This window comes from Paraburkholderia sp. GAS448 (assembly GCF_050435685.1).
Lineage (GTDB): Bacteria > Pseudomonadota > Gammaproteobacteria > Burkholderiales > Burkholderiaceae > Paraburkholderia.
In genome coordinates this window covers 58,248-82,974 of record NZ_JBNDKT010000027.1, presented here as the reverse complement: position 1 = coordinate 82,974, position 24,727 = coordinate 58,248, and the positions used below count along the sequence as shown (strand labels likewise).

General features: G+C 60.1%; 21 protein-coding genes. 16 read left to right on the top strand and 5 right to left on the bottom strand.

Annotated elements, in window-relative coordinates:
- The first annotated feature begins 150 nt into the window (after positions 1 to 150).
- The 6 genes from P3T23_RS34375 to P3T23_RS34350 all read left to right on the top strand — a co-directional run bounded on the left by P3T23_RS34375 (position 151) and on the right by P3T23_RS34350 (position 5,673).
- Positions 151 to 1,773: an ATP-dependent acyl-CoA ligase gene (locus tag P3T23_RS34375; protein WP_429320526.1), complete on the top strand. Its 1,623-nt coding sequence runs from the start codon at positions 151 to 153 to the stop codon at positions 1,771 to 1,773.
- Between the two features lie 55 nt (positions 1,774 to 1,828).
- Entirely contained in the window at positions 1,829 to 3,100 is a 1,272-nt protein-coding gene (locus tag P3T23_RS34370; protein WP_429320555.1) for an NAD(P)/FAD-dependent oxidoreductase, read from the top strand.
- A complete protein-coding gene (locus P3T23_RS34365; RefSeq protein WP_429320525.1) occupies positions 3,039 to 3,440 on the top strand; it encodes a 2Fe-2S iron-sulfur cluster-binding protein in 402 nt (133 codons plus the stop codon). The genes P3T23_RS34370 and P3T23_RS34365 overlap by 62 nt, the downstream gene beginning before the upstream one ends.
- 43 nt (positions 3,441 to 3,483) lie before the next feature.
- Positions 3,484 to 3,705 (top strand): ferredoxin, encoded by a 222-nt coding sequence (locus P3T23_RS34360; protein WP_429320524.1) that lies wholly within the window; start codon positions 3,484 to 3,486, stop codon positions 3,703 to 3,705.
- An 88-nt stretch (positions 3,706 to 3,793) separates the two neighbouring features.
- Complete coding sequence (locus P3T23_RS34355) at positions 3,794 to 4,483, top strand: TetR/AcrR family transcriptional regulator (RefSeq protein WP_429320523.1); 690 nt, start codon at positions 3,794 to 3,796, stop codon at positions 4,481 to 4,483.
- A 191-nt stretch (positions 4,484 to 4,674) separates the two neighbouring features.
- Entirely contained in the window at positions 4,675 to 5,673 is a 999-nt protein-coding gene (locus tag P3T23_RS34350) for a thiolase family protein (RefSeq protein ID WP_429320522.1), read from the top strand.
- 54 nt (positions 5,674 to 5,727) lie between these two features.
- On the opposite strand, the gene P3T23_RS34345 is transcribed toward P3T23_RS34350, so the two are convergent.
- Positions 5,728 to 7,080 (bottom strand): MmgE/PrpD family protein, encoded by a 1,353-nt coding sequence (locus tag P3T23_RS34345; RefSeq protein WP_429320521.1) that lies wholly within the window; start codon positions 7,078 to 7,080, stop codon positions 5,728 to 5,730.
- A gap of 287 nt (positions 7,081 to 7,367) precedes the next feature.
- Here P3T23_RS34345 and P3T23_RS34340 point away from each other — a divergent pair, with 287 nt between their 5' ends.
- From P3T23_RS34340 to P3T23_RS34315, 6 genes are read left to right on the top strand one after another with little or no spacing between them, the layout of a single operon-like run.
- A complete protein-coding gene (locus tag P3T23_RS34340; RefSeq protein WP_429320520.1) occupies positions 7,368 to 8,585 on the top strand; it encodes a cytochrome P450 in 1,218 nt (405 codons plus the stop codon).
- A 52-nt stretch (positions 8,586 to 8,637) separates the two neighbouring features.
- Positions 8,638 to 9,519 (top strand): alpha/beta fold hydrolase, encoded by an 882-nt coding sequence (locus tag P3T23_RS34335; protein ID WP_429320519.1) that lies wholly within the window; start codon positions 8,638 to 8,640, stop codon positions 9,517 to 9,519.
- Entirely contained in the window at positions 9,516 to 10,376 is an 861-nt protein-coding gene (locus tag P3T23_RS34330) for an FAS1-like dehydratase domain-containing protein (RefSeq protein WP_429320518.1), read from the top strand. The genes P3T23_RS34335 and P3T23_RS34330 overlap by 4 nt, the downstream gene beginning before the upstream one ends.
- Before the next feature lie 29 nt (positions 10,377 to 10,405).
- Complete coding sequence (locus tag P3T23_RS34325; protein ID WP_429320517.1) at positions 10,406 to 11,566, top strand: acyl-CoA dehydrogenase family protein; 1,161 nt, start codon at positions 10,406 to 10,408, stop codon at positions 11,564 to 11,566.
- A gap of 7 nt (positions 11,567 to 11,573) precedes the next feature.
- On the top strand, positions 11,574 to 12,998 hold the full coding sequence (locus P3T23_RS34320) for a spinster family MFS transporter (RefSeq protein WP_429320516.1): 1,425 nt from the start codon (positions 11,574 to 11,576) through the stop codon (positions 12,996 to 12,998).
- Positions 12,995 to 13,831, top strand: coding sequence for an HpcH/HpaI aldolase/citrate lyase family protein (locus P3T23_RS34315; RefSeq protein ID WP_429320515.1), 837 nt, complete (start codon positions 12,995 to 12,997; stop codon positions 13,829 to 13,831). Before P3T23_RS34320 ends, P3T23_RS34315 begins: the two co-directional genes overlap by 4 nt.
- 100 nt (positions 13,832 to 13,931) lie before the next feature.
- Here P3T23_RS34315 and P3T23_RS34310 read toward each other — a convergent pair whose 3' ends face one another.
- Both P3T23_RS34310 and P3T23_RS34305 read right to left on the bottom strand, forming a co-directional pair.
- Positions 13,932 to 14,681, bottom strand: a complete 750-nt coding sequence (locus P3T23_RS34310) for an SDR family NAD(P)-dependent oxidoreductase (RefSeq protein WP_429320514.1) — start codon at positions 14,679 to 14,681, stop codon at positions 13,932 to 13,934.
- 53 nt (positions 14,682 to 14,734) lie between these two features.
- Positions 14,735 to 15,310, bottom strand: a complete 576-nt coding sequence (locus P3T23_RS34305) for a hydrolase (RefSeq protein WP_429320513.1) — start codon at positions 15,308 to 15,310, stop codon at positions 14,735 to 14,737.
- 283 nt (positions 15,311 to 15,593) lie between these two features.
- On the opposite strand from P3T23_RS34305, the gene P3T23_RS34300 reads away from it, so the two are divergent.
- The 3 genes from P3T23_RS34300 to P3T23_RS34290 are packed head-to-tail and all read left to right on the top strand — an operon-like array spanning position 15,594 to position 20,690.
- A complete protein-coding gene (locus P3T23_RS34300; RefSeq protein WP_429320512.1) occupies positions 15,594 to 16,451 on the top strand; it encodes an NAD(P)-dependent oxidoreductase in 858 nt (285 codons plus the stop codon).
- A complete protein-coding gene (locus P3T23_RS34295) occupies positions 16,435 to 18,543 on the top strand; it encodes a hydantoinase/oxoprolinase family protein (protein WP_429320511.1) in 2,109 nt (702 codons plus the stop codon). Before P3T23_RS34300 ends, P3T23_RS34295 begins: the two co-directional genes overlap by 17 nt.
- A complete protein-coding gene (locus P3T23_RS34290; protein ID WP_429320510.1) occupies positions 18,540 to 20,690 on the top strand; it encodes a hydantoinase B/oxoprolinase family protein in 2,151 nt (716 codons plus the stop codon). The genes P3T23_RS34295 and P3T23_RS34290 overlap by 4 nt, the downstream gene beginning before the upstream one ends.
- Positions 20,691 to 20,730: 40 nt before the next feature.
- On the opposite strand, the gene P3T23_RS34285 is transcribed toward P3T23_RS34290, so the two are convergent.
- Complete coding sequence (locus tag P3T23_RS34285; protein WP_429320509.1) at positions 20,731 to 21,540, bottom strand: acyl-CoA thioesterase; 810 nt, start codon at positions 21,538 to 21,540, stop codon at positions 20,731 to 20,733.
- A gap of 120 nt (positions 21,541 to 21,660) precedes the next feature.
- Complete coding sequence (locus P3T23_RS34280; RefSeq protein WP_429320508.1) at positions 21,661 to 22,932, bottom strand: acetyl-CoA hydrolase/transferase family protein; 1,272 nt, start codon at positions 22,930 to 22,932, stop codon at positions 21,661 to 21,663.
- Between the two features lie 109 nt (positions 22,933 to 23,041).
- Here P3T23_RS34280 and P3T23_RS34275 point away from each other — a divergent pair, with 109 nt between their 5' ends.
- A complete protein-coding gene (locus P3T23_RS34275; protein WP_429320507.1) occupies positions 23,042 to 24,250 on the top strand; it encodes an acetyl-CoA C-acetyltransferase in 1,209 nt (402 codons plus the stop codon).
- Positions 24,251 to 24,727 lie beyond the last annotated feature (477 nt).

The following is a 24,727-nucleotide window of genomic DNA, read 5'->3' as shown; positions in this document are numbered from 1 at the left end:
TCGAGAAGTTGCCGTAAATCCGCCCCGGCGGACCCTTGATGAACCCGTGGCGGAGATTCCGGTACGCCGGGCAGTGCGCCAATTCCCATAGACCAACCGCGCGGCTCCTGCGAGGGCATCCGAACGCGAGAAAGCTTAAGACGACGACACATGGATGAGCATAAGATCTGGTCCCGTGGAAAACAGGACACCGTAACGGCGGCGATCACCCGTTCAGCAATGCAGTATCGCGACCGCACGTTTCTGGATTTCAGCGGCGAGCTGCATACCTATGCCGAAATTGATCGCGCCTCAACCCGCCTGGCGCACGGCCTCATCGCGCTGGGCGTGAAGAAAGGCGATACCGTGGTCAGTATTCTCGACAACAACGTCGAGGCGGTGCTGAGCTGGTTTGCAATCAACAAGGCAGGTGCGATCAGCGTTCCCGTGAACACGGCCTACAAGGGGGAATTTCTGCGGCATCAGTTGAACGACTGCGGGGCGAAAATCGTGATTGCGGAGGACGACTACGCGAGGCGAGTGGTCGACATCGAGGACGGGCTCGATCATGCGACAACGCTGTTGCAGCGCCGCGGATCGCTGGTCCGCGCGTCCCGTCTGCAGGTCGTCAAACTCGATTCCGCCTTTGATGAATCGGTCGAACCGCTCCCCGACGTGAATTCCCCGGCCGATCTGTCGATGCTCATCTACACAGCCGGAACCACCGGTCCGTCAAAAGGCTGCATGATCAGCCATAACTATGTGTGCAACCTGGGTCGACAGGTCGTGCAGATGGAAGACCGGCGCAGCGAGGACTGCAACTGGACCGCGCTCCCCCTCTTTCATATGAACGCCACGGGTGGCTCGATCCTGTCCTGCATGTTCGTAGGCGCCCGCGTGGCGATCTTTCCGCGCTTTTCGGTATCGCGTTTCTGGCCGGACATTCAACGCAGCGGAGCGACGGTGGCGAGTCTGCTGGGTTCGATGATTACCTTTCTGGCCGAAGCAGAAGACTCTGAAGCATCGAGGGCATGTTTTGGCCAGTTGCATACCGTGCGCGGTTCGCCATTCCCGGCCCAGTTGCAACGCAAATGGAAAGAGCGCTTCGGCGTAAAGACCGCAGGCTCGAACAGCTACGGCCTGACCGAGGCCGCTCGTGTGGTTACCGGTGCGCAATCTGACGAATCTGCACCGGCAGGCTCATCGGGTCGCGCCAACGAAGACTTTGATGTGCGGATCTTTGATGACGAGGATAACGAATTACCTCCCAATACCCCGGGTGAAATCGTCATTCGTCCCAGACGGCCGCATATCATGTTCGAAGGCTACTGGAACCGGCCTTCAGACACAATCAAGATCATGCGGAACATGTGGCTTCACAGTGGGGATATCGGCAAATTCGACGAAGACGGCTACTTTTATTTCGTCGATCGAAAGAAGGACTACCTACGCCGGCGTGGAGAAAACATTTCGAGCTACGAAGTTGAAACCGGTTTGCGTGCCCACCCTGGCATTGCTGATGTCGCAGTGCACGCGGTATTCTCCGAGTCCGGAGAGGACGATGTAAAAGCTACGATCGTCCTGAAAGAAGGCGCTGGCGTCACCGAAGAAGAGATATGCCTGTGGGCAATCGAGCGTCTGCCCTATTTCACGATCCCACGTTATTTCGAGTTCAGGCCGGATCTGCCGCGCAATCCGGTCGGAAGAGTACTGAAGTACGAACTGCGCGCCGAAGGCTGCACCCATACAACGTGGGATCGTGAGAAGAGCGGTATGCAGGTCCCGAAACGATAATACGACGCCGTCCGTTAGCTGAAGGCAACAGAGTGTCGCGGATCAGAGATTGAACATGCTCAGCCAGATACAAACTGAAAGTACGGTAATCGTGGGTGCCGGCCAGGCGGCCAGCGAAGCGGCGGTGTCCCTGAGGCAAAAGGGATACGGCGGCCGCCTGCTCATGCTCGGAGATGAAGCGCACCTGCCTTACCAGAGACCTCCGTTATCGAAAACCTATCTGTCAGGCGAGGCTGAGCCGCAAGGGTTATATCTCAAACCCGCGACCGCATATGAAAAGCTCGGCATTGAAATCCGCACCGGTGTGCGGGTCACGCGTCTTGACGCCCGTGTGCGAAGAATTACCCTTTCCGACGGGACGGTGGAACCCTATGACAAGCTGATACTCGCGACCGGCGGCCGCCCACGCCCACTATTGCAGGCTGCCATTATGGACGGAGAGAAGCACCCGTCGAACCTGCACTACCTCCGGACGATCGACGATGTGGATCACATTCGACGGCAACTCAGTCCCAACTTCCGGCTGGTGGTCATTGGCGGCGGCTATGTTGGTCTCGAGGTTGCCGCCGTAGCCAGCCGTCTGCGCGTCCGCGTGACTGTGCTCGAAGCGCTACCTCGCGTGCTTGCGCGGGTCACTGCTCCTGAATTATCGGAATTCTATGAGAAAGTCCACCGGGAAGCTGGCGTCGAGATTCGCACCTCAACCCAGATAGAACGTCTGGAACTCGATCCATCTGGCGATGCCGTAAAAGCCATTGTCTGTGCAGATGGCACGGTGCTGCCGACGGACCTCGTCATCGTCGGAATCGGCCTGATACCCAACGTCGAACTCGCGGAACAGGCAGGCCTTGCCCTCGAGAACGGCATTGCAGTGGATGAGTCCGGGCGAACGTCCGACCCGAACATATTTGCTATCGGAGATTGTTCCAGCCGTCCCAGTGCCCTGTACAAGCGGCGCATCAGGCTTGAGTCAGTACCGAACGCACTCGAACAGGCACGAGCCGTCGCTACCGTGCTATGTGGCCAGCCATGCCCTCCCGAATCCGCACCGTGGTTCTGGTCCGACCAATATGAACTTAAACTGCAGATGGTAGGCCTTTCGCACGGGTACGATATGCTTGTGCTCCGCGGGGACCCGTCGTCGCGCTCCTTCATTGCGTTCTATCTGAAGGACAGGCGAATCATCGCAGCGGACGCGGTCAACTCGCCAGCTGCGTTCATGTTTGCAAAGCGCGTTGTCGGCCGGCAGCCGCTGATCGAAAACCATGAAGCGCTTGCCGACGTTACGGTGCCGCTTCAAACGCTCTTCGCCGATCAAAACTCGTAGTCCCATTCTTATTTACGCCATGCCTACCATCAAATTTATCGAATACAACGGCACGGAGCATGTCGTTGACGAAGAGGTTGGCCGTTCCTTGATGCAGGCCGCGGTCGACCATTGCGTACCTGGAATTGTTGCCGATTGCGGCGGAAGTTGCAGTTGCGGAACCTGCCACTGCTTCATTGATGAAGCATGGATCGTTCATCTGCCGCAGGCTCAGGAAGACGAGAAATCTCTGGTTGACGGCTTGCTCGAAGTCACTGTCGGCAGCCGGCTTAGCTGCCAGATCAAGATCACCCCGGAACTCGATGGCATGGTCGTACGCTTGCCGAAGTCGCAGTTCTGACCACATCGCCTATTGGCATGGCGAATACTGATGGAGACATCTGATGAAAATTATCGCCGACCGCGCCAAGTGTGCCGGACACGCTCGCTGCGCTGCCGTTTCCGAAGAACTCTTCGAACTCGATGAAAGCGGGTATATCGCATTTGACTCCAAAGCCGTTCCTCCCGGCATGGAAACATTGGCAACGCGCGGTACACGCGCCTGCCCCGAACGGGCCCTCTCGCTGCAAACAGATGAAACGGCAGGCGATCACGATATGTCGTGACAGGCCGGAACGCATATAATCACAACTGACACGGATTCAGTAATTCACCGTGTTGGTTAGACAATGCGCGACATCAGGGCACAGCGACATGAAAACAACCGATCTTGGTCAGTCAACAAACCCAACGGCAAACGGAACGGAAAGCAAGAAAGCGGCGCGGCCGCGAAACCTTTATGGGCAGTCCATAGGACGCAAGGGGGCTGAGACCCGGGAACGGCTGCTCAAGGCTACCGTCGAACTTCTGGAAAAGCGCTCGCTTCGCGACGTGAGTGTGGCAGATATCACTGCGCTTGCCGGGGCTTCGTCGTCGGGCTTCTACATCTATTTTTCCGATGTCGCCGCAGCCGCATTGGCGGTGGCTGAAACGATCTTCCAGATCACGCCCGAAATCGAAGCCCTTCTCAGTAAGGAGTGGACGGCGGGGGACGCTAAAGCGAATGCGTATTCGCTGGTTAATTCATACGTCAATTTCACCCGGCAGCATCATGCCATCCTGCGCGTTCGCAATCTTGCAGCCGACGAGGGAGACCGTCGTTTCGAGGAGGCCCGGCACAATGCGGTCGCCCGCATTCATGAGTTGCTGACTGCACGCATTGCCGCTGCCGACAACGGGCTGGACCCATCCTCTGGTGCCTCGGCGGTTCTTGCACTCATGGAACGAATCAGCGCAATCTCCAGGCTGCCTCTCAGGCGCCATCATTCCCGGCCGAAGTTGATCGCTTCGGCGGCCTTTATGGTGGCGAGCGCGCTGGCTCCCACCGATCGCTCCACTACCTAGTCAACATGGAAATTCTCGAACGCCAGGCGGCGATCAGCGGCGTCGGACTGATGCTGGCAGGACGGCAAACAGGCCGCAGCGCGCTTGAACTGACGCTCGATGCCATCGAAGAGGCCTTACGCGACGCAGGTCTCGACTATGACGATATTGACGGTCTCAGCTCCTGGCCAGGCATATCGTCCACACCCGGAATGTCGCCGGTGACGCTGCGCGAAGTCAAGGAATCGCTGGACCTGAAGCTGAACTGGTTTGCAGCCTCTCCCGAAGCGCCGGGCCAGCTCAGCGCGGTCATGAATGCTGCCATGGCCGTCGCTACTGGCCAGGCACGTCACGTTATCTGCTTCCGGACACTGAATCAGTACTCCGAGCAGGTCAAGGCGCGCGGCCTGAAAAGACCCGACGCCACGCCAGCTGCCCGCGTCGACGGCCTGATGTCATGGATCCGGCCTTTCAATGGCCTCTCTGCAGCGCATCCACTCGCTCTTGTTGCCATGCGTCACATGCATGAGTACGGCACGACGCGAGAGCAACTTGGCGCCATTGCTGTCAATGGTCGCCGCAATGCAATGCTCAATCCGCAGGCACTATACCGGGATCCAATGAGTCTCGAGGACTATCTGGCCGCGAGAATGATCACCGAGCCGCTCTGCCTTTATGACTGTGATGCACCGATCGACGGGGCAACGGTCGTGATTGTTTCAAGACTTGATGCGGCCCAGACATTGCGCAAACCGCCACTGCAGATCGAGGCGATGAGCGGCGCTTTTTATGGACGCAACTCCTGGGACCAGTTCGCGGATCTGACGTCCATGGCAGCGAATGACGCAGGTCGGCAATTATGGACACGTACCGCCCTCAAACCAGCGGATGTGCAGGTCGCCAATCTGTACGATGGGTTCAGCATTCTGACGCTGATCTGGCTTGAGGCGCTGGGGTTCTGCGGCAAGGGAGCAAGCGGTGCCTATGTGGAAGGCGGCCTGCGCATTGCGCGCGACGGCGAGCTGCCGCTTAACACCGGCGGAGGCCAGCTTTCCGCTGGCCGGCTGCACGGCTTCGGCTTGCTATGGGAGACCTGTATTCAGCTCTGGGGAGAAGGCGGAGACAGACAGGTTGCGGGCAACCCTGAAGTTGGACTGGCTGCGGCCGGAGGGGGGCCCCTTGCCGGTTGCCTGCTGCTTACCCGGCATTAACGGTAAGCCCGCCCTCCTGGGCGGCAAGATCACCTGCCACCCAATGAGACAACCTCACTGACGCAACGAGACGGCAAGCTCGGAGACGTCTTCAAGCGCCTCCAGGCCATCGACCTTCTGCACGATCTGCTCAACTTGTTCGCGTGGAAACAGCCCTTCGGTAAGCCCATAGAATTTGAGCTTCAGCTCTGCATCAGATGCGGGACATTCCGGCAACCCGCGAGGCGCTCTCTGGTAGTAACAGAACTTCCTGCCATCGCGAAGGATGACCTCCACTTTCGCACCGAGCGGATGCGCGCCGTCCTCGATCACCATGGGATAGGGATGCACCTTCTCGGCCTGACCAAGCAGTTCTGCGTCTCCCCACAAGCCGGGATCCAGGTAGAACTGCAGATCGTTACTACGCTTGACCAGCCGTAGCGCGAGACTGAACGCCAGACTGAACTGTGCACTGATGCAATCAGTCGGTCGTGTAATAGCTGCGCCATGCGGAATCGCCCAGTCGACCAGGCCCACATTGATGGCTGTCACGTCGGACGGTACGAACTCCTCCGAACCCATGATTTGAGTGAGCGCGTTGAGGGCCGCGTGCGCCGTGCCGACAGCCGGATAGAGCTTGAACATCGTATCCAGAATGTGAAAGTGCCCCGTCCAGAAGCATTCGACGTCGGGCGGACTGCCATCGCCAAACAACCGATAAATGCCGCGCTTGCCCTCGAAAATCGTTGTTGGTCCCGTCATGCCGTATTGCGCGAGCAGTGCCGCCTGCACGCCACTGCGAGACGCTGACCCGGCATGCAGACGCTTGACCTCCCCGCCGCTCTGGTCATACTCCATGGTTCCGGAGGCGTCGCTCGCGGCAATACTTAGCGCGTGCGCTGCCTGTTCGATGTCTAGCCTCAGCAAACTGGCCGCCGCGCCTGCTGCCCCGAAGACACCGCCGACCTTCGTTCCGTGCCACCCCAGCGCGAGGGTGCTGCCGTGGATCGGCCCGATCGACGCGGCCTGCGCCTGATAACCCGCGACAACGGCGGTAATCAGATCGCGCCCGGTCGCGCGCCCCCGTTCCGCAAGCGCCAGTGCCGCGGGAATCACGCACACGCCCGGATGACCACAGTGGAAATGGCTATCGTCAAACTCGCAGCTATGACCGAAGGTCCCGTTCACATACGCGGCGTAAGCCGCTGATGTTTTCCAGCCGTAAAATCCCACCGTCGCCTCAGCCGTGCCCGCCATCGCCTCCACCAACCTCCGTACAGGCTGCACCTGAGGCAATGTGGCACCCCTGATCTGGACGCCGAGATGATCCAGGATGCATTGCTTCGCCAGTCTGACGACTTCCGGCGACAGATCCTCATACTTCAGTTCGACGATCCACTTCCCCAACCTGCTTGCGATCATGTCCATTCTGGCTCATCTTCTGAAGTAGGACTCATAGTCACGCCAGCGCTCCCCGATCCGGGATTCGCTGATCCAGCGATGCGAAAACTGTACATTCGTCATTTTATTGAATATTAACCAATGCTCATGCGCCTGCATAGCTCTTGTTTACTCTACCAAAGACCGTCAACTAGCGACTGATGCCAATTTATTTAGTTGACGATCCGTCATCTATTTGGGAGAATCCATCCATTACCTGGCGACAGGATTGTCCGCCGCAAACAATTACATCTTGAGACACTGGAGGATCAGCAATGCACGCGTTGCCGACATCAGGAGACACGAAATCGCACCCGCAGGAGATACCGGATCATGTTCCGCCAGAGCTTGTGCACGCGTTCGATTTCCGCACGGGACTCGGGAACTATCCGCACTCGACCGTAGCCGAGCTGCACAACGGTCCCCGGATTTTCTATTCACCCACGCATCACAACGCGATTCCTGGTCCCGGAACCTGGGTGCCTACCCGGGCAGAAGATATCCGCGCGGTGCTTCAGGATGCAGCGACCTTCTCGAGCGCTGTTTCCCGCTCGAACTCTTCGCTGAGGCTGATTCCCCTCGAAATGGATCCTCCTGAGCACCTGATATTCCGGGCCATCATGAACCCGATCTTTTCCCCGGTGCGGATGAAGGCTCTGGAAGAGAAGGTTCGTAGCAGGGCAAAAGCGCTCGTTGCGGTATGCCACGCAAAAGGCGCCTGCGATTTCGTGGAAGACTTTGCCAAACCCTTTCCCGTCGGGATATTCCTTGACATCATGGGTCTTCCGGCTGACAACATGATGCGATTCCTTGAGTGGGAAGCGCTGATCATGAGGGACAAATTCACGCGCGCAGGTGCCATGCAGCAGGTCGCGGCCTATCTGCAGGAACTCGTTGAAGCCCGTCGCAAGTCGCCGACGGATGATCTCATTAGCTTCGCCGTGACCGCCAAGGTCGACGGACGTCCCTTGAGTGACGCAGAGGTCACCGGTATGTGCGTCCTGCTCTTTATCGCCGGGCTCGACACAGTCACGAGCAGCTTCGCATTTCATTTTCGGCATCTTGCCGAGAATCCGGCCGACCAGGATAGTCTGCGACATGATTTCACACTGATCCCCACTGCGGTAGAGGAGCTCTTCCGCGCCTACGCGGTTGTTAACACCAATCGCTATGCAACGCGCGATGTCGAACTGGCTGGAGTGCTGATCAAGAAGGGGGACAATGTAACGTGTTCGACCATACTCGCGTCGCGGGATCCGCGGGAGTTCGAGAACCCCAATAAAGTCCAGCTCACGCGCAGCCCAAATCCGCATAACGCCTTTTCGTATGGACCGCATCGTTGCATCGGTTCCCATCTTGCACGGCGCGAAATCATCACAGGCATCGAAGAATGGCTGACGCAGGTGCCCCCGTTCCACATCAAGCCCGGCGCAGAGATCGTCACCCATGGCGGCGGCGTATTCAGCATGGAGTCTTTGCCGCTCCTCTGGTAACCCCCGTGCGGACTAACATTGAATTCGCGCCGCGAAAGAACAGAGCGTGTCCATGAGCCCGGAAATGGCGATCGGTTTTCATCAGTTTGCAGGAAGAGCGGGCTTGCCGCTGGCAGCAGACGTCGGCGGCAACGCAGGCGGAGTCTGCATCATCCTTTCGCCCGGCGGTGGCCAGACCCGCCACGCATGGCGACGCCTCGCAAAACATCTGGTTTTCCAGGGGCATCGCGTCATCTCACTCGACCTGCGAGGACACGGCGAAAGCGCATGGGCTGCCGAAGGAGACTACTCGATCGAAGCATTCGTAGATGACCTGTTGGCCGTGCTCGCGACACAGCACGGGCCGCTCGTTCTGATCGGTGCGTCGATCGGCGGGATCGCCTCGTTACTCGCCGTGGCAAGGCAACCTTCGGCTCACATTCGCGGACTGGTGCTGGTTGATGTGGTGCCCAACATGCAGACTTCGGGCCTTGAGCGCATTCGCGGGTTCATGAGCGCAGGCGAAGCAGGATTTGCAAATATCGACGAAGCGGCCGACGCAGTCGCGCGTTATCTGCCTCACCGTCCGCGGCCGGCTTCGAGTGCGAGTCTCGCAAAGAACCTCCGGCGTGGCGAAAACGGCAGATGGTATTGGCACTGGGATCCTGCATTCCACGCCGGGTCCAGACAGCGGGCCGAAGAAGGCATGTTGGCAAAAATGGAGTTGGCCGCGACCTCAATCTCTGTCCCTACACTCCTCGTGAGCGGCTCCCGCAGCGAAGTCGTCGATATGGCCGGTGCAACGCGACTCCTCCAGTTGATCCCTCATGCACAGTGGGTAAACGTTCAGGATGCCGCTCACATGGTCGCTGGCGACCGAAACGACGTTTTCGACGCCGAAATCGACTCTTTCGTCCGGCAGGTGTCAGAAGACCATGGAGATACGCAGCCGTGACGACGATCGACATCGAGCACCTGCGAACCTGGGTGGGCCGAAGCGAAACCCGCACTGAGGTGATCGCTCCCATACCTGCAACACTGCTGGCCGCAACCCTCGACCGCCCTGAAGTACCCACTGGGGAAGGCGACCCACTGCCACCACTCTTTCAGTGGCTATATTTCCTCCCGGTCTGCCCCCAGTCACAGATTGACAGCGACGGCCATCCGGTCCGAGGCGGCTTGCTACCACCTGTACCGCTTCCGCGCCGCATGTGGGCAGCGAGCACGATAGATTTCAGGCACGCGCTAGCAATAGGCGATACCGTCAGACGTCGTACTGAGGTGTCTGCGGTCAACCTCAAGCAGGGTCGCAGCGGTCCGCTTGTCTTCGTGACGCTGCGCACAATCCACACCGACAGTCAGGGGCGCGAGGCAATAGAGGAAAGCCAGGAACTGGTGTACCGGCATCAGCCGGCGCCCGAGGATCTACCAGTGACCCCAAAAGCCGCGCCTTGCGACGAAAGTTGGTCACGCACAGTGATTCCGGATCCGGTGCTGCTGTTCCGATACTCGGCCCTGACCTTCAACAGCCATCGGATCCACTACGACGTCGACTATGCGCGCAAGACGGAACAGTACCCCGCTCTGGTGGTTCACGGACCGCTCTCTATCACGCTTCTTCTGGACCAGCTACAGCGCGAGTTGCCTGAAAGGCGGGTCACCCATCTGGCTTTTCGTGCCCTGAGCCCGCTCTTTGAAGGAACGGCATTCGACCTGTGTGGACGACCTGCACCAGACGGAAAGACCGTCAGACTCTGGACCCGGGACAGCCATGGTGCCCTGTGTACCGATGCGATCGCGCGAATCGAATAACCCCCAAACTTGAACAGGATGGTTTCCCCGTGCATTACGACAGTGATCAGTTTCAGGAGATCCGCGATGGCGTACGCTCGCTGTGCGCGGGATTTCCGGACGAATATTTCCGCAAGATCGATGAACAGCGTGGCTACCCGGAGGCGTTTGTCAACGCGCTCATTGGTGCGGGGTGGCTCTCGGCCATGATTCCCGAACAGTACGGTGGGTCAGGACTTGGGCTGGCCGCGGCGACGGTCATCATGGAGGAGATCAACCGCTGCGGCGGTAACGCGGGCGCCGTGCATGGGCAGATGTATAACATGAGCACCTTGCTACGCAACGGATCGCCTGAACAGAAAGCGCGCTATCTGCCCCGTATCGCCTCTGGCGAGTTGCGCATTCAGTCGATGGCCGTGACGGAGCCGACAACTGGCACGGACACCACGCAGCTCAAGACCACCGCCACCCGACGCGATGGCCGCTACGTCATCAACGGCCAGAAGGTCTGGATCTCACGCGTCCAACACTCCGACCTCATGATTCTGCTTGCGCGCACGACGCCGCTTGCGGAGGTCAGGAAGAAATCCGAAGGGATGTCCATCTTCATCGTGGACCTTCATGATGCAATCGGCAAAGGGCTTACCGTTCGCCCGATCCCCAATATGGTCAATCATGAAACCAACGAACTCTTCTTCGACAACCTGGAAATTCCTGAAGACAACCTGATTGGGGAGGAAGGCAAAGGATTCCGTTACATCCTTGATGGCCTTAACGCGGAACGCACACTGATCGCGGCCGAGTGCATCGGTGACGGCCGATGGTTCGTCGAGCGTGCCACGCGATACGCCAACGAGCGCGTTGTTTTCGGCCGACCGATCGGCCAGAACCAGGGCGTGCAGTTTCCGATCGCTCAGGCGTATATCGATGTCGAAAGCGCCGACCTTATGCGTTTCAAGGCCGCAGAGCGCTTCGATGCGCATCTGCCCTGCGGGGCCGAGGCCAACATGGCCAAATATCTGGCCGCAAAAGCCTCCTGGGAAGCCGCCAACGTCTGCCTCCAGACTCATGGGGGATACGGCTTCGCCTGCGAATACGACGTCGAGCGCAAATTCCGCGAAACCCGCCTATACCAGGTTGCCCCGATCTCAACCAACCTGATATTCAGCTACGTGGCCGAGCACATTCTGGATTTGCCGCGATCCTTCTGAGGAACCTATGCACGCCCATGACCCATCCGTGTCGCTACCGGACCACGCCCGCGGGCACGCTTTGTCCGAAGGGGTGGTCGCTTCCCCTTCTTTGTCTGACGGAGCGACGTCGCAATGGGGAAGTGCGAGACGCGCATTTGTCCTGATGCTCCTTTGCATCGTCGCAGCGGTCAACCTTGCAGACCGGCAGCTGATTACGATCCTGCTTACTCCCATCAAGCGCGAATTCAATGTCAGCGATACCAGCATGGGGCTACTGACCGGAATGGCCTTCGCGGCAGTCTACGTCACTGCAGCATTACCGATTGCCTATTGGTCCGATCGAGGCTCACGCCGAACGATTATCGCTTCGTCAACTGGCATTTGGAGCCTGATGACCATGTTCTGTGGTCTGACCCAATCGTTTGCACAACTCGTGATCACCCGCATGGGCGTCGCTTTCGGTGAAGCAGGCTGCAACCCCCCATCCCATTCGATCATTGCAGATCTGTACAGCCGTCGCAATCGCGCAAAGGCCATTGGCTTTTACAACGCCTCTGCATCCGTTGGCGTCGGTCTCGGCCTTTTCGTCGGCGGCGCACTCATTGCACATTTCGGGTGGCGTATCGTGTTCGTGCTGGTCGGCGCGCCCGGCCTGCTGCTTGCGCTGTTCATCCGCCTCGCAGTGCCGGAGCCGCCCCGGGGGCTATCCGATCCATATTTGATGAAGGAGCCCGCATTGCCACTCCTGGAAACGCTCAGATGGTTAGGCCGGCTTCGCGCCTTCCGTCTCCTCTCGCTCTCCGCAATGGCATGCGCGATTGTCAACTACGGCGTGCAGTCGTGGGCTGCAACATTTTTTCTGCGTGTGCATGGCGTCGCCGCTAGCGAGATCGGCGCGAAGCTTGGCACCGCATCGGCAATTGGCCTGCTGGCAGGAACGATCCTGTCAGGAGTCGTAGCGGATCAGTTGTCCCAAAAGGACCTCCGCTGGCACATGCGCATTGCCGCAGGAGGCATGGCGCTGGCAATCCCATTCGGCGTGGCATTTCTGCTGACATCCAATCGCAATCTTGCATTCACAATGTATGGCCTCGCGATCGGACTGCTGTCGGTCTGGGCAACGCCAATCCATGCGCTCACGCAAACCGTAGCGAAACCGCGGATGCGTGCCCTCGCCGCAGCCATTGTGTCATTCTTTCTAAACGTATTGGGGTACGGCTTGGGACCGCTCGTGGTCGGCATCTTGACCGATCGATTGCAGCCCCGGTTCGGCAACGAATCCATTCGATATTCCCTGCTTATCCTGCTCGCGAGCGCGATCGGCGCTGCAATCGTGTGCGTGTCCACCAACCGGACGCTTCTTGCCGACTATGCGCGCACCCAGTCACCGCTTGCATCGCCTGAAGTGCCACCGGATACCGTACCGCTCGAAGAGGAATCAGCCAGATGAGATCCACGCCCGCAACGGGCGCCAGTCGGGCACGCTCCTACCTTTTTGTGCCAGGCGATCGGCCCGACCGCTTCGGGAAAGCGTTCGACGCAGGCGCGGACGCAGTCATCCTTGATCTGGAAGACGCCGTTTCGCCGGACAAAAAATCGGCCGCACGCGACGCCATCGACAACTTTGTTACGCCCGACAGTCATGCCATTGTCAGGATCAACGCGCTCGATACGGAGTGGGCTGCGGCAGATCTCGAACTGTGCCGGCGTCCGGGCATTAGCGGCCTGATGCTTCCCAAAACCGGGAGCGTCGCCGATGTGGCTGCTGTAGCCGCCAAGGTCGGGGGTAATGTGGCGATATTCGCCCTGATCGAAACCGCCCAAGGTATGGCGAATGTTCGTGCGATATCAGAGGCGGCAGCCACTAGTCGCCTTGTGTTCGGCACCATTGACTTCCAACTCGACCTTGGAATTGACGGTGACGACGCGGAACTGCTGCACTTCCGCTCCATGCTCGTGCTGGCTTCGCGCTGTGCAAGCCTTCCTCCGCCCTGCGACGGCGTCACCGCGTCAATCAATGACGATATTGCGGTAGCGATGGATGCGCGGCGCAGTCAGCGGCTTGGCTTCGGTGCCAAATTGTGCATACACCCACGGCAAATCCCGCTGGTCAACAGGGCGTTCACTCCAGACGCGGATTCATGCACCTGGGCAAAGCGCGTGCTTGACGCGTCGGCCCGTGCTGGAGGATCGGCGATCGCGCTCGACGGGAAAATGGTCGATCGGCCTGTCGTGGAGCGCGCGCAGCGGATCATTGACGCCGCATCCAACGAAAAATCGTGAGCCATGCGTGTTTTGAGCCGGCTTTGCCTGGCCTCAGCGCCACAAGCATGCAGGCGGTCGCCGGGACGCCCGGTAACCGCCAGCATGCTGTGGCAACCTGTCAGGACAACAGCACGCCACCGTCAACCACGATTTCAGTCCCCGTGATAAACGAGGCGTCCGGCGACAATAGGAACGACACGGCCTTGGCGATTTCAACCGGCTCGCCCATCCGCTTCATGGCGGTCAGCGCCGCAATGGGATCAGTCTGCTCCTTCGCGCCCCGGGTAAGCGGCGTCAGAATGGGACCGGGCGAAACGGCGTTGACACGCACGCCCCGAGTCGCATATTCAATTGCGACGGACCGGGTCAGGCCGAGTACGGCGTGCTTGCTCGCTGTATAGGCATCCAGCCGACGCAGCCCGAGATGCGCGTAGATGGACGCGATATTCACGATTGCGCCCCCACCCGCATTTTCAATTGCCGGCAGTTGGAATTTCATCCCAAAGAATACCCCGTCGAGATTGACGCCCATCACTTTGCGCCACTCATCGACGTCAACGCCGTCCAGCGCATCGAACCGACCACTAATGCCGGCGTTGTTCACTGCATAGTGCAACGCGCCGAAAACCTGCCCGGCTCTTTCGACCACCGCCTGGCTCTGCTCGAGCACCGACACGTCGGCACAAAATGCGACCGCCTCCCGGCCCTGCTCGCGGATTGAACGAGCTACCGAGTCAGCGTTGGCGCCATTTACGTCTACTACCAGCACGCACGCGCCGTTCAGCGCCAGGTCGTGCGCCACCGCTTCGCCGATACCCCCTCCGGCTCCCGTCACTACAGCTACCTTTCCCTCAAAGCTTTTTGACATCGACGTCTCCTTCCAGTTGTCTTGTTGTTCGCCGCGGCGGCAACAGCGCTGCGTCAACGTAGGGCAGCAATGATCGCCTCGGTGCTGCGCACGGCACCGATCATAGGAAAGATGGTCTGCGCAGCGAACTCGTGCATCCCCGGAGCCACGCTACTGATTGCGTCCTCCGCAAACACGAGCTGGTATCCCAGCTCGTAGGCCGCTCTTGCCGTTGACTCCACGCCCATATTGCTCGCGATTCCGGACAGTACCACTGTCTTGATACCGCGGCGGCGCAGTTGCAGGTCCAGTTCCGTGCCATGAAACGCATTCCACTGGCGCTTCGTGATCACGATGTCGTTCGGCGCCACGCCGAGGTCTCCTGACAGATCGGCCCAGTCTGCGGGCAGTCCCCCCGGTGGCATCGGCAGTGGCCGATCCACCGTCTGCTTGAGCGCATCAGCAAAATCCGCGGCCCATGTCACGCGGGTGAATACGACGGGGGCACCAATCTTACGGAAGCTTTGGGCCAGGCGCACAGTACTCGCGAGCACAGCATTTGCCGGATGAGGCACAAACGGCACGCGCAGGATGCCTTCCTGAAAGTCCACTGCGACAAGCGCCGCATTCTCGACTACGAATTGCTCCACGATTACCTCGACAAGGAAGTCCTACCGGTTCAGGGAAAGAAAGTCGCTTGACTGCCCAAGCCAACCGGACAGTTGGATGATTCTCTATAATAACTGATGCGTCATCAGTTTAGTATAGGTGATTCACACAATCCACTATTTTCACGTTTGCCTCTATATTTCACGGATAGATCATTAACATCACCGACGTTTTCCAGCAGTACAAATAAGAGAGTAAGCATCATTTTACAGACATGTTCCCCGACAGGGCTAACCGGCATTGCAATCCGAAAGGAGGCAGGAGATGGCACTGAACGTAGGTTTCGTAGGACTTGGCAATATGGGCGAAGGCATGGCTTCCAACCTTGCGAAAGCGGGGTTTGCGCTGACCGTCAGAGACATCAGGCCTGAGCCCGTCCAACGGCTGGTTGCACTCGGGGCGACTGTCGCCGCAAGCAACTACGAGCTGGCAGCTCGCTCCAACCTGGTTTGCGTCGCGCTGTTCGACGAGGCGCAGGTCCGCTCGGCCTTCATGCCTGATAGCGACGACCGGGGATTACTCGCAGGCCTCGCTCGCGGCAGCGTCGTGGCGATTCACAGCACGGTCCCGCCTCGATTGACCAGACAGCTCGCACAACAGGCTGCCGAACACGGGGTTTCAATCCTCGACGTCCCTATGACGGGTGGTGGCGATACCGCGGCCCGCGCCGGCAAACTTACGTTCTTCGTCGGCGGAGACAAGGCAGCCTTCGAACTGGCGCAACCGGCGCTCGCGGCAATGTCCCAGCACCTGTTCCATGTAGGAGGCGTGGGTGCCGGGTCGACAACCAAGATTCTGAGCAACTTCATGGCCATTTCCAATGTGCTGCTGGTTCGGGAGGCGCTTCGTCTTGCCCGGGCAGCCGGCGTCGATGAGGAGGACTGGCTGTCAGTCATCAACGCGGGCGGCGTCGGGTCAAGCTGGGTGAGCAACAACTGGGTGCGCATCCGCGAACAGGAAGACCACTACACGACCGGACACTCGGGCATGGTAGCCATGTCGAGCAAGGACATGCACCTCGCGCAGGATCTGGCGCGCGAGTTCGGCACCCCCACACCCACGCTTGACCATCTCGTCGAGCATGCACTGCCGGAGCTGGGAAGCCATGGCCTCACACGCTAACCCGAACGTGGAGAATGCCAGCGCAACGGCTGCCGGGAAACTTTGCATCGGCGTGGACGTCGGTGGGACATTTACCGACATTGTGTTGTCGGACGGTCTGGGGGTCTGGCGAGCAAAGGCACCGTCTACAACAGGGACACTGGGTCGTGGCGTAATTGAAGCCTGCCGTCTTGTCGCGCAGCGTGCCGGCCTTGACATCGAGGAGATGCTCTCCCGGGTAGAACGCTTCGGGCTGGGCACGACCGCTGTCACGAACGATATTGCGTCGCGCACCGGGCGAAAGGTCGGGCTGGTTACCACGCGCGGATTCGAGGATCTTGTGCCGCTAGCGCGGGTGCGCCGCGTGTCGCGCAATGGCTGGCTGGTGCCACCGGATGCGCTGATCGAACGGGACTGGATTGTAGGCGTTGACGAGCGTATTGACCGCGATGGAGACGTCCTTCAGCCGCTCGACGCCGAACAGGCAGTCGACGCAGCAAAGCATCTGCGCGAGCGTTTCGGGATCGAGGCATTGGTCGTGTCGTTTCTCTGGTCGTGCGTCAACCGCGAGCATGAAAGTGCGGCAGTCAGACTCATCCGTGAGGCGCTGCCGGACCTCCCAGTGCTTTCCGGGGCTGAACTGTACCCTGTGGCGCGGGAATACGAACGAACCACGTTCGCCCTGCTCAACGCCTACACGTCTGGTTCGCTTGGAGGCATCGACGAACTCGTCGACGAACTGGCGCGACTCGGACTGCCGCAACCGCCACTTCTTGTCCATTCAGGTGGCGGCTCCATTACCGTCAGTGAAGGGCGCAACATGCCAGCCGTGCTGGCAGAGTCGGGACCCGCCGCCGGCGTCGTCGGGGCACTCGCAGTTTGCCGGGCCGCCGGTGTCGAGGACGCCGTCGCATGCGATATGGGCGGCACTTCGTTCGACATGGCGATCGTGCGTCGCGGCGAACCGATGCGACGAACCCGCGGCGAACTGATGGGTATCTGGACCGCAATGCCTATGGTGGACATCGAGTCCGTCACGGCGGGTGGCGGCTCGCTTGCATGGGTAGACGCCCTTGGATTGCTACGGGTCGGGCCGCGCTCGGCAGGCGCCTACCCCGGCCCCGCGTGCTACGGCCGCGGCGGCACCGAGCCAACGGTAACCGACGCACTGGTGGTATTGGGCTATATCGACCCATCAAGGTTTCTTGGTGGTGACATGGCACTCGATGCGGCCGCTGCTTCGACGGCTTGCGAACGCCTCGGGCAGCTGGTCGGTTCGGAGGCGAAACAGGCCGCATGGGGCATCCATGAAATCGCCAGAGTAGAAATGGTGCGCGCACTCAGAGCCCAGTTTGCGCAGCGGGGGCTCGATCCGGCCGCGCACGCGATCGTGAGCATGGGTGGCTGCGGTGGCCTTTTCAATGCCCTGATCGCTCAGGAGCTTGGCATACAACGCGTGCTGATACCGGAACTGACGTCCGTCCTGTCAGCCTTTGGCGCGGCCAATGCCGACATCCGGCGCGAACGCAGCGTCAGCATGAATCTGTGTCTTCCATGCGACGCGCAACAGGTCGAAGCGAAGATGTCCGAGCTGGCTTTCAACACACACGCCGATCTCGCGGCCGATGGTATTGCCGAATGCGACCGCTCCCTGATGTTCGAAGCTGATCTGCGTTTCATGAGGCAACAGTCGGAGTTGAATGTTGCCTGTGTGGGAGGGTTTAGCCCTATACAGCAGGAACGCATCATCGAAGATTTCAAGGCTGAATATGGCAGGCGTTATGGCCAGGGAGCGTTGATCAGCGGCGCACCCGTCGAGCTTGTGGCGCTGCGAGCGATCGGGCACGGCCGCACGGTGCGCGCGGGGCTCGCAGCCGATCCTCGCGACGGGGAGCCACGCCCGCCATCGGTTGCCAGCACCCGCACCGTGTACGTCGGCAAACACGGATCCGAGCTCCACGTACCGGTATTCGATGGTGCAGACTTGCTACCTGGTCAGACACTGACTGGACCTGCCCTGATCGATAGCCGCGACACCACAATCTGGATTCCCGCCGATGTGCGCGCGACAGTCGATAAGCACCGCACGATTACCCTGGAGATACCGAGATGAACCGGAAATCAGACGCGGACTTCGACGCGATCGCACTCGAGGTTTTCCGCAGCCGGCTGCAAGCCGTGGCCGAAGAAGGAGCCGTGACCATCGAGCGCACCGCCTGCTCCCCGACGATCGCAGAGTCGCGTGACTGTTCGTGCTCCGTGCTGGACGCAGCGGGCGATCTCATCGCCGGCGGAGGCGCAGTGGCGCATCATTTTGGCGCGTGCAGCCATGCCGTGCGCTGTACGCTGGCGCTGCACGGCACGACCATTTCGCCCGGTGACGTGTTCATTGCCAACGATCCGCACAACGGCGGCGGCCTTCACTACATGGACGTGGTCGTCCAGCGCCCGATATTTCGTGATGGAGTGTTGATTGCCTGGGTGGCAAACTCCGGCCACATGATCGATGTCGGCGGTATGACTTTCGGGTCCTGGTCGCCCGCTGCCACCGAGTGCTTCCAGGAGGCACTCCGTCTTCCACCCGTGAGGCTTTTCCGCCAGGGCGCGGAGGAACAGGACATATGGGCGATCCTGCGCAATAACGTGCGGGTACCCTCGCTAGTCGAGATGGATATTCGAAGCCTTGTGGCCGGCTGCCAGGTGGTGCACGACAAACTCTCAGCAATGGCGGAAGCGATCGGCGCGGAGGTTTTCACGGCCAGCGTGCGGTCATTGCGTGACATCGTCTCGCGGGAACTCAGGCGGCGCATCGCACTGCTGGAAAACGGTGTGTATCGCCTCGCCACCTGGACCGAGTGGGGCGATGAGCGCTACCGGGTGCCCTGCGCCCTGACGGTACTGGACGAAAAACTGGTCTTCGATTTCGAGGGTGCCGCCCCGCAGTGCAAGCACTTTTTCAACTCAAAACCACACGTGATCCAGTCGATCGTCACGAGCGACGTCACGGACGTGTTCACTCACGATCTGCCTCTGTCTGCCGCCATGTTCGACGCGATCGAGGTCCGTTGCCCACCCGGTACCGTGGTGAACGCTGAGCCTCCGGCACCCACTGCGTCGGCCCATTTCGACGTCGCGCTCAACGCCAGCATGGCCGCTCATCAATGCCTGATGATGGCTGTTGCCATATCGGGCGCACAGGCGCCCGGGCAGCACCTGCTTTCCGGACCGGTTGCGCCGTCGTGCATGGGTCTGCACACATGGGCCTACAACACCGCCACCGGGGGACAGGACGGCTGGCTCATGATCGAAGGTGCGATGGCGGGCGGATCGGCCGGTCATGACCGCGACGGATACGACCTGTTCAGCTTTATGGTGGCCCGCAAAGCCATCATCGAATCCGTCGATATCGAATCGTTCGAGTCGCGCTACCCGGCGCTGGTTCTCGGGAAGCGGCCGCGCGCCGGTGCCGAAGGCGCGGGTCGATATCGCGCCGGCGCTGGCTGTCAAATGCGTTATAGGCCGCACAAAACGGCATCGTGGACTGGCGTAATGCTCGGCATGCGCGAGCGCCTGCCTCTGCCCGGCTTCGCAGGCGGACTACCCGGAGCCAATACGCGGTTTGCCCTCCACCGCGCCAACGGCCAGATGGAGGCGGTCTCGGGTCATGCCGATGCACTGACTATCCGGGACGACGAGTGGTTCGAATTCCGCCTTGGCTGCGGCGGCGGATTTGGCGACCCACTCGAACGAGAAGCCGACGCGGTGGCGCGCGATGTCCGGCAGTCGCGCATCAGCATCGCCGAAGCGGCATCGGTCTATGGAGTCGTTCTGGATGAGTCAGAGTTCCTGCCGGATCCCGAAGCGACTCCCACGTGCCGAAAGCGAATGCTGAACGAGCGGCTGACGCGAGCTCAGGCCGCGACAAAGCCCCTCACCGGACATGAGCCACTGGTACCGCCCAAGCGTGGTCAGGGACGTTTGCTATACCCTGGAGTCGAGCATCATGCTGGCATCGCCTACGCGGTAACCAGCGGAGCACCACTCGCCGTCGCACCCGGGGCCTGGACTGACGGATGTCCCAGACTCGAGGAGCAGCGTGAAGGCGGAGTGGTGGTCTGCCAGTATCTCGACCCGATCACGGGCACAATCCTCATTGCGGACGTCCGGCTGGAGGGGGAGCCATGCACGATCGAGGCCCGGCCGCAGCATTGGATCGATTCAGTGAATGAGCCAGCATCGTCCGAGGCGGCGTACGGATAGAGGCAAGCCAGGTGGAACTCCGGGCGCACTCGGCGCCCGGCTACGACCGTTGACCCGAATTCTTGCGGATGCGAATCATCGCCTCCTGAACGACGGAGGCGACGAGCTGCCCTGCCTCCGAATAAAAGCGGCCGTGTATCAACGCCCGGCCCTGCCCCGCCCAATTGCTTTCTGTCTCATAGAGGAGCCATCGTGACGGATCGGCCGGTACATGGAACCACATCGCATGGTTCAGGCTTGCTACAAACAGATGCTCATTGGGCATTTCGCTCACGTGGGGAATCAGCGCTGCGTTAATCAACAGGTAATCTGACAGGTACGTCAAAACCGCCGCCCAACCGGTCGGACCCGCTGGCATGTCTCCACGCGCCCTCATCCAGATACGGGATGCAGGATTGCCCGGTTGTAACAGCAGATGCTCCCTCACCTCGATCGGGCGTATTTCGAGCTGGGGGTAAGTGGTCAACCTTCCCCTGCCATGTTCCGAAACTTGCGTCCCATAGCGTGCGGCAACCGCTGCCAGAGCCGGCAGCGAGTCCGGCACAGGCGGTTGGGACCGCCAGCCCGACTGATGCCGAAATCCATCTCCGGCCGCGCTGAAAGAAGCATCAGCCCATAAAACCGTGTGCCCGGACTGACAAGCCATGATCCGACGACGGGATAGGCTGCGTCCGTCGTGCCCTTCTCGCACCTGATAAACGAGCGGTCGAATTGCCGAAGCGGGAAACTCGAACGAGGCGTGCAACGCGTGCGGCAGCTTGTCGGAAACAGTCTGTACTGCCGCATAAAGAGCCTGCGCGAGGAGTTGGCCACCGAAAATAAACTGATTGCGGTTGGTCTGGGCAACCATGCTTGAGAAACGACCCTCGCCGAGTCGACACAACGTCAGCAACTGCTGCAGATCCGGGACTGCAACATTCTGTCGAGGCGAATCGTTTCGCAGAACCATAGAGTTGCGCGCGCGCGTGGTCTACACGAGTGCCGCGGCTTGGGCATGCCGCTCAAGTTCGTCGCGGAATTGCGGCGCAGCAATGGAAATCAGGCGTCGGGCCCGATCGCCAAGGGACAGTCCGCGCAGATCCGCCACGCCATGCTCTGTAACGATCAAACCAGCGTCCGCGCGAGGGATGGTCGCTGGGCCCGACAGCGACCCGACAATCCGGCTCGCGGTCTGCGGGCCGGAGTCCGCCGTCGACGGCAATGCGATGATCGGCATACCGCCTCTGGACCGATGCGCACCACGAAGAAAATCCAGAACCCCACCGACTGCGCCAACGTATATCCCGCGCGCCACCTCGGTATTGATCTGCCCGGTCAAGTCCACTTCAAGCGCCGAATTGACCGCTACGAAACGATCGATGGACGCCAGCACATCCGCCGCATGCGTGTAGCAGACGGAACGGAACTGAATCGACGGGTTGCGGTGAACAAAATCATGCAATGCACGGCTGCCCATCGCCACCCCTGCGATGCTCGTGCCCGCGTCGATCGTCTTGCGGGCATTCGTGACAACGCCTGCCTCGATCAATCGCGCGGCCTCGTCTACGAGCGCTCCGGTATGGATACCCAGTTCCCGGTGGTCGCCCAGTTCGCTCAGCACCGTCTCCGGGATCGACCCTATGCCAAACTGGAGCGTCGAGCCGTCCTCGATCACGGCCGAAACCTGCCGCGCCACTGCCTTTTCGGTCTCCGTTGGGTCGCTCCGTATCGGTTCGAGAGGGCGCCTGGCTGTCACGACAGCAACGTGGATATCATCAGCGGACAAGCTATGCTGCCCATACGTCCACGGCGCCAGTTGATTGATCTCCGCGATGACAAGCCTCGCCCGTTTGATTGCGGGAACAAGGTACTCATGAGCCAGCGAAAGACTGTACCGGCCGTCCGGCCCCGCGGGCGCCAGTTGCAACATCAGCACGTCGATCCTTAGTTTTTCAGATGAAATCAGGTTGCCGATTTGAGAATAGTGGCATGGCACGACGTCGAGCTTTCCCTGCCTTGCAAGAATCCGATTGGCGCCGGCCCCGCAATAGGACTGGAAGCGCACGCAATCCGTAAATTGCGGATCCGCCGTCTCCGACCATGTCGCCCCTATAAAGGCCCGCAGGCGGCCAACACGGTGACGCTGCTCCATCAACGCGCGCGTCAACGTCACGGGCTCGGCGCCAGCCTGCCCCCACATCACGGTCTCGCCGCGGCGCACCAGCGCACCAAAGTCGATTTCACCAGCATCAATAATCTTCAAGGGTAGTCATCCTCAGGCGCCAGTCACCCATTTGCTCAGGCGCGGCATATAATTGACGATGCGTCAGTTTATATCAAACCGGACACAAATCCCACTGGAGACTCACAGCATGAACACAGCGCTCAGACGGGCGGCAGTAGTCGCGCCGCTTCGCACCCCTGTAGGAAGTTTTGGCGGCAGCTTGCGGCCCCTTAATGCCGACCAGTTGACCACGCATATCATCCAGGCGGTGCTCAAACGCAGCGCAATCGACGGTGCGTCGATCGACGAAGTGATTGTCGCGCAGTCGTATTCGTCCAGCGAGGCTCCGTGCCTTGGCCGTTATGGAGCGCTTGCGGCAGGACTGCCGCTCGAGGTGCCCGGATACACGGTCGACAGGCGTTGCGGGTCGGGTCTGCAGGCAATCATCGATGCGGCCATGATGGTCCAGACGCGTGCGGCCGACGTAGTCCTGGTGGTTGGGGTTGAGAGTATGAGCAACATCGAATACTACTCGACCGACATGCGCTGGGGCGCCCGCTCCGGCTCAGTCAAGTTTCACGATCGGCTGCAACGGGGACGGGAACGCTCACAGCCGCAAGAGCGTTTCGGGGTGATTTCCGGCATGCCGGAAACCGCCGAGAACCTCGCAAAGGAATACGGCATTACTCGTGAAGATGCTGACGATTTTTCAGTTTCCAGCCATCGACGTGCAGCGGCCGCGTGGGCTGAGGGCCGCTTCGACGAAGAGGTTGTGCCGGTACCCGTACCCCAAAAGAAAGGCGAGCCAATGATGTTTTGCAGGGACGAAGGCATCCGCCCAGACACAAGCACGGAAACTCTGGCTCGCCTGAAACCTGTCCTGAAAGATGGTACGGTTACTGCGGGCAATGCCAGTCAGCAGAACGACGCCGCAGCAGCCTGCCTGATCGTCGCGGAGGATCGTCTGGCGTCCCTGGGGCTTGAACCTATGGCGTTCCTGAGTGGATGGGCAGCCTCAGGGTGTCATCCGGCGACAATGGGGATTGGTCCCGTACCGGCGGTCAGCAAGCTGCTTGCTCGAACAGGGTTCACGCTCGACAGGATGGATGTCGTCGAACTCAACGAGGCGTTCGCTGCGCAGGTTCTGTCCGTGCTCAAGGCATGGGACTGGCATGACGTTGACAAGCTCAATGTCAACGGCGGCGGAATCTCGCTTGGGCACCCGATTGGCGCGACTGGCGTACGGATGCTCGCCACGCTGCTGCACGAACTGAAACGACGCCGTGGCCGATACGGGCTTGAAACCATGTGTATCGGCGGTGGCCAAGGTCTCGCTGCTATCTTCGAGCGCCCCTGACGCCCGCTCGACCTATCACCGAAAGGGAGGCTGCCGGCGCGATTTCTCTGGACGCCGGGTCTCCCCGAGGGCCATTCGCAGGATCGGGCTGCAGCTATAGGAATCAAAGTAATCCTCCCATCGCACGATCTTGTGATTTTCTACAAACAGCAGGGCAAATCCAGGACACCAGAGTTGTACGTCGCCGTGAGTCGTAAAGCGATACCCCATACGCTGGATGACGCCCTCCCCGAATGGCCACCAACGCACGTTTTCCACCCTGACATTGGGCCAAATTCTGAACAGCTTCCAGAAGCGCTCATAGGCGGCCTCGACACCCAGTCAGCTGTTATCGATCAACTGACATAACGTCGAATCATTGCTCCAGTACGACTTTATCTCTTCAAGGAAACCCAGCCATGACATCGAACGCGCGCGTACTGCATCGAGATCGCGCATAAACCGCCGGTGAGACTCAATTCTCCTCCCAGTCATTTC

Coding starts and splice junctions, on each gene's coding strand:
- P3T23_RS34375 (WP_429320526.1), top strand. CDS start 151: ATGGATGAGCATAAGATCTGGTCCCGTGGAAAACAGGACACCGTAACG.
- P3T23_RS34370 (WP_429320555.1), top strand. CDS start 1,829: ATGCTCAGCCAGATACAAACTGAAAGTACGGTAATCGTGGGTGCCGGC.
- P3T23_RS34365 (WP_429320525.1), top strand. CDS start 3,039: ATGAAGCGCTTGCCGACGTTACGGTGCCGCTTCAAACGCTCTTCGCCG.
- P3T23_RS34360 (WP_429320524.1), top strand. CDS start 3,484: ATGAAAATTATCGCCGACCGCGCCAAGTGTGCCGGACACGCTCGCTGC.
- P3T23_RS34355 (WP_429320523.1), top strand. CDS start 3,794: ATGAAAACAACCGATCTTGGTCAGTCAACAAACCCAACGGCAAACGGA.
- P3T23_RS34350 (WP_429320522.1), top strand. CDS start 4,675: ATGTCGCCGGTGACGCTGCGCGAAGTCAAGGAATCGCTGGACCTGAAG.
- P3T23_RS34345 (WP_429320521.1), bottom strand. CDS start 7,080: ATGGACATGATCGCAAGCAGGTTGGGGAAGTGGATCGTCGAACTGAAG.
- P3T23_RS34340 (WP_429320520.1), top strand. CDS start 7,368: ATGCACGCGTTGCCGACATCAGGAGACACGAAATCGCACCCGCAGGAG.
- P3T23_RS34335 (WP_429320519.1), top strand. CDS start 8,638: ATGAGCCCGGAAATGGCGATCGGTTTTCATCAGTTTGCAGGAAGAGCG.
- P3T23_RS34320 (WP_429320516.1), top strand. CDS start 11,574: ATGCACGCCCATGACCCATCCGTGTCGCTACCGGACCACGCCCGCGGG.
- P3T23_RS34315 (WP_429320515.1), top strand. CDS start 12,995: ATGAGATCCACGCCCGCAACGGGCGCCAGTCGGGCACGCTCCTACCTT.
- P3T23_RS34310 (WP_429320514.1), bottom strand. CDS start 14,681: ATGTCAAAAAGCTTTGAGGGAAAGGTAGCTGTAGTGACGGGAGCCGGA.
- P3T23_RS34300 (WP_429320512.1), top strand. CDS start 15,594: ATGGCACTGAACGTAGGTTTCGTAGGACTTGGCAATATGGGCGAAGGC.
- P3T23_RS34295 (WP_429320511.1), top strand. CDS start 16,435: ATGGCCTCACACGCTAACCCGAACGTGGAGAATGCCAGCGCAACGGCT.
- P3T23_RS34290 (WP_429320510.1), top strand. CDS start 18,540: ATGAACCGGAAATCAGACGCGGACTTCGACGCGATCGCACTCGAGGTT.
- P3T23_RS34285 (WP_429320509.1), bottom strand. CDS start 21,540: ATGGTTGCCCAGACCAACCGCAATCAGTTTATTTTCGGTGGCCAACTC.
- P3T23_RS34275 (WP_429320507.1), top strand. CDS start 23,042: ATGAACACAGCGCTCAGACGGGCGGCAGTAGTCGCGCCGCTTCGCACC.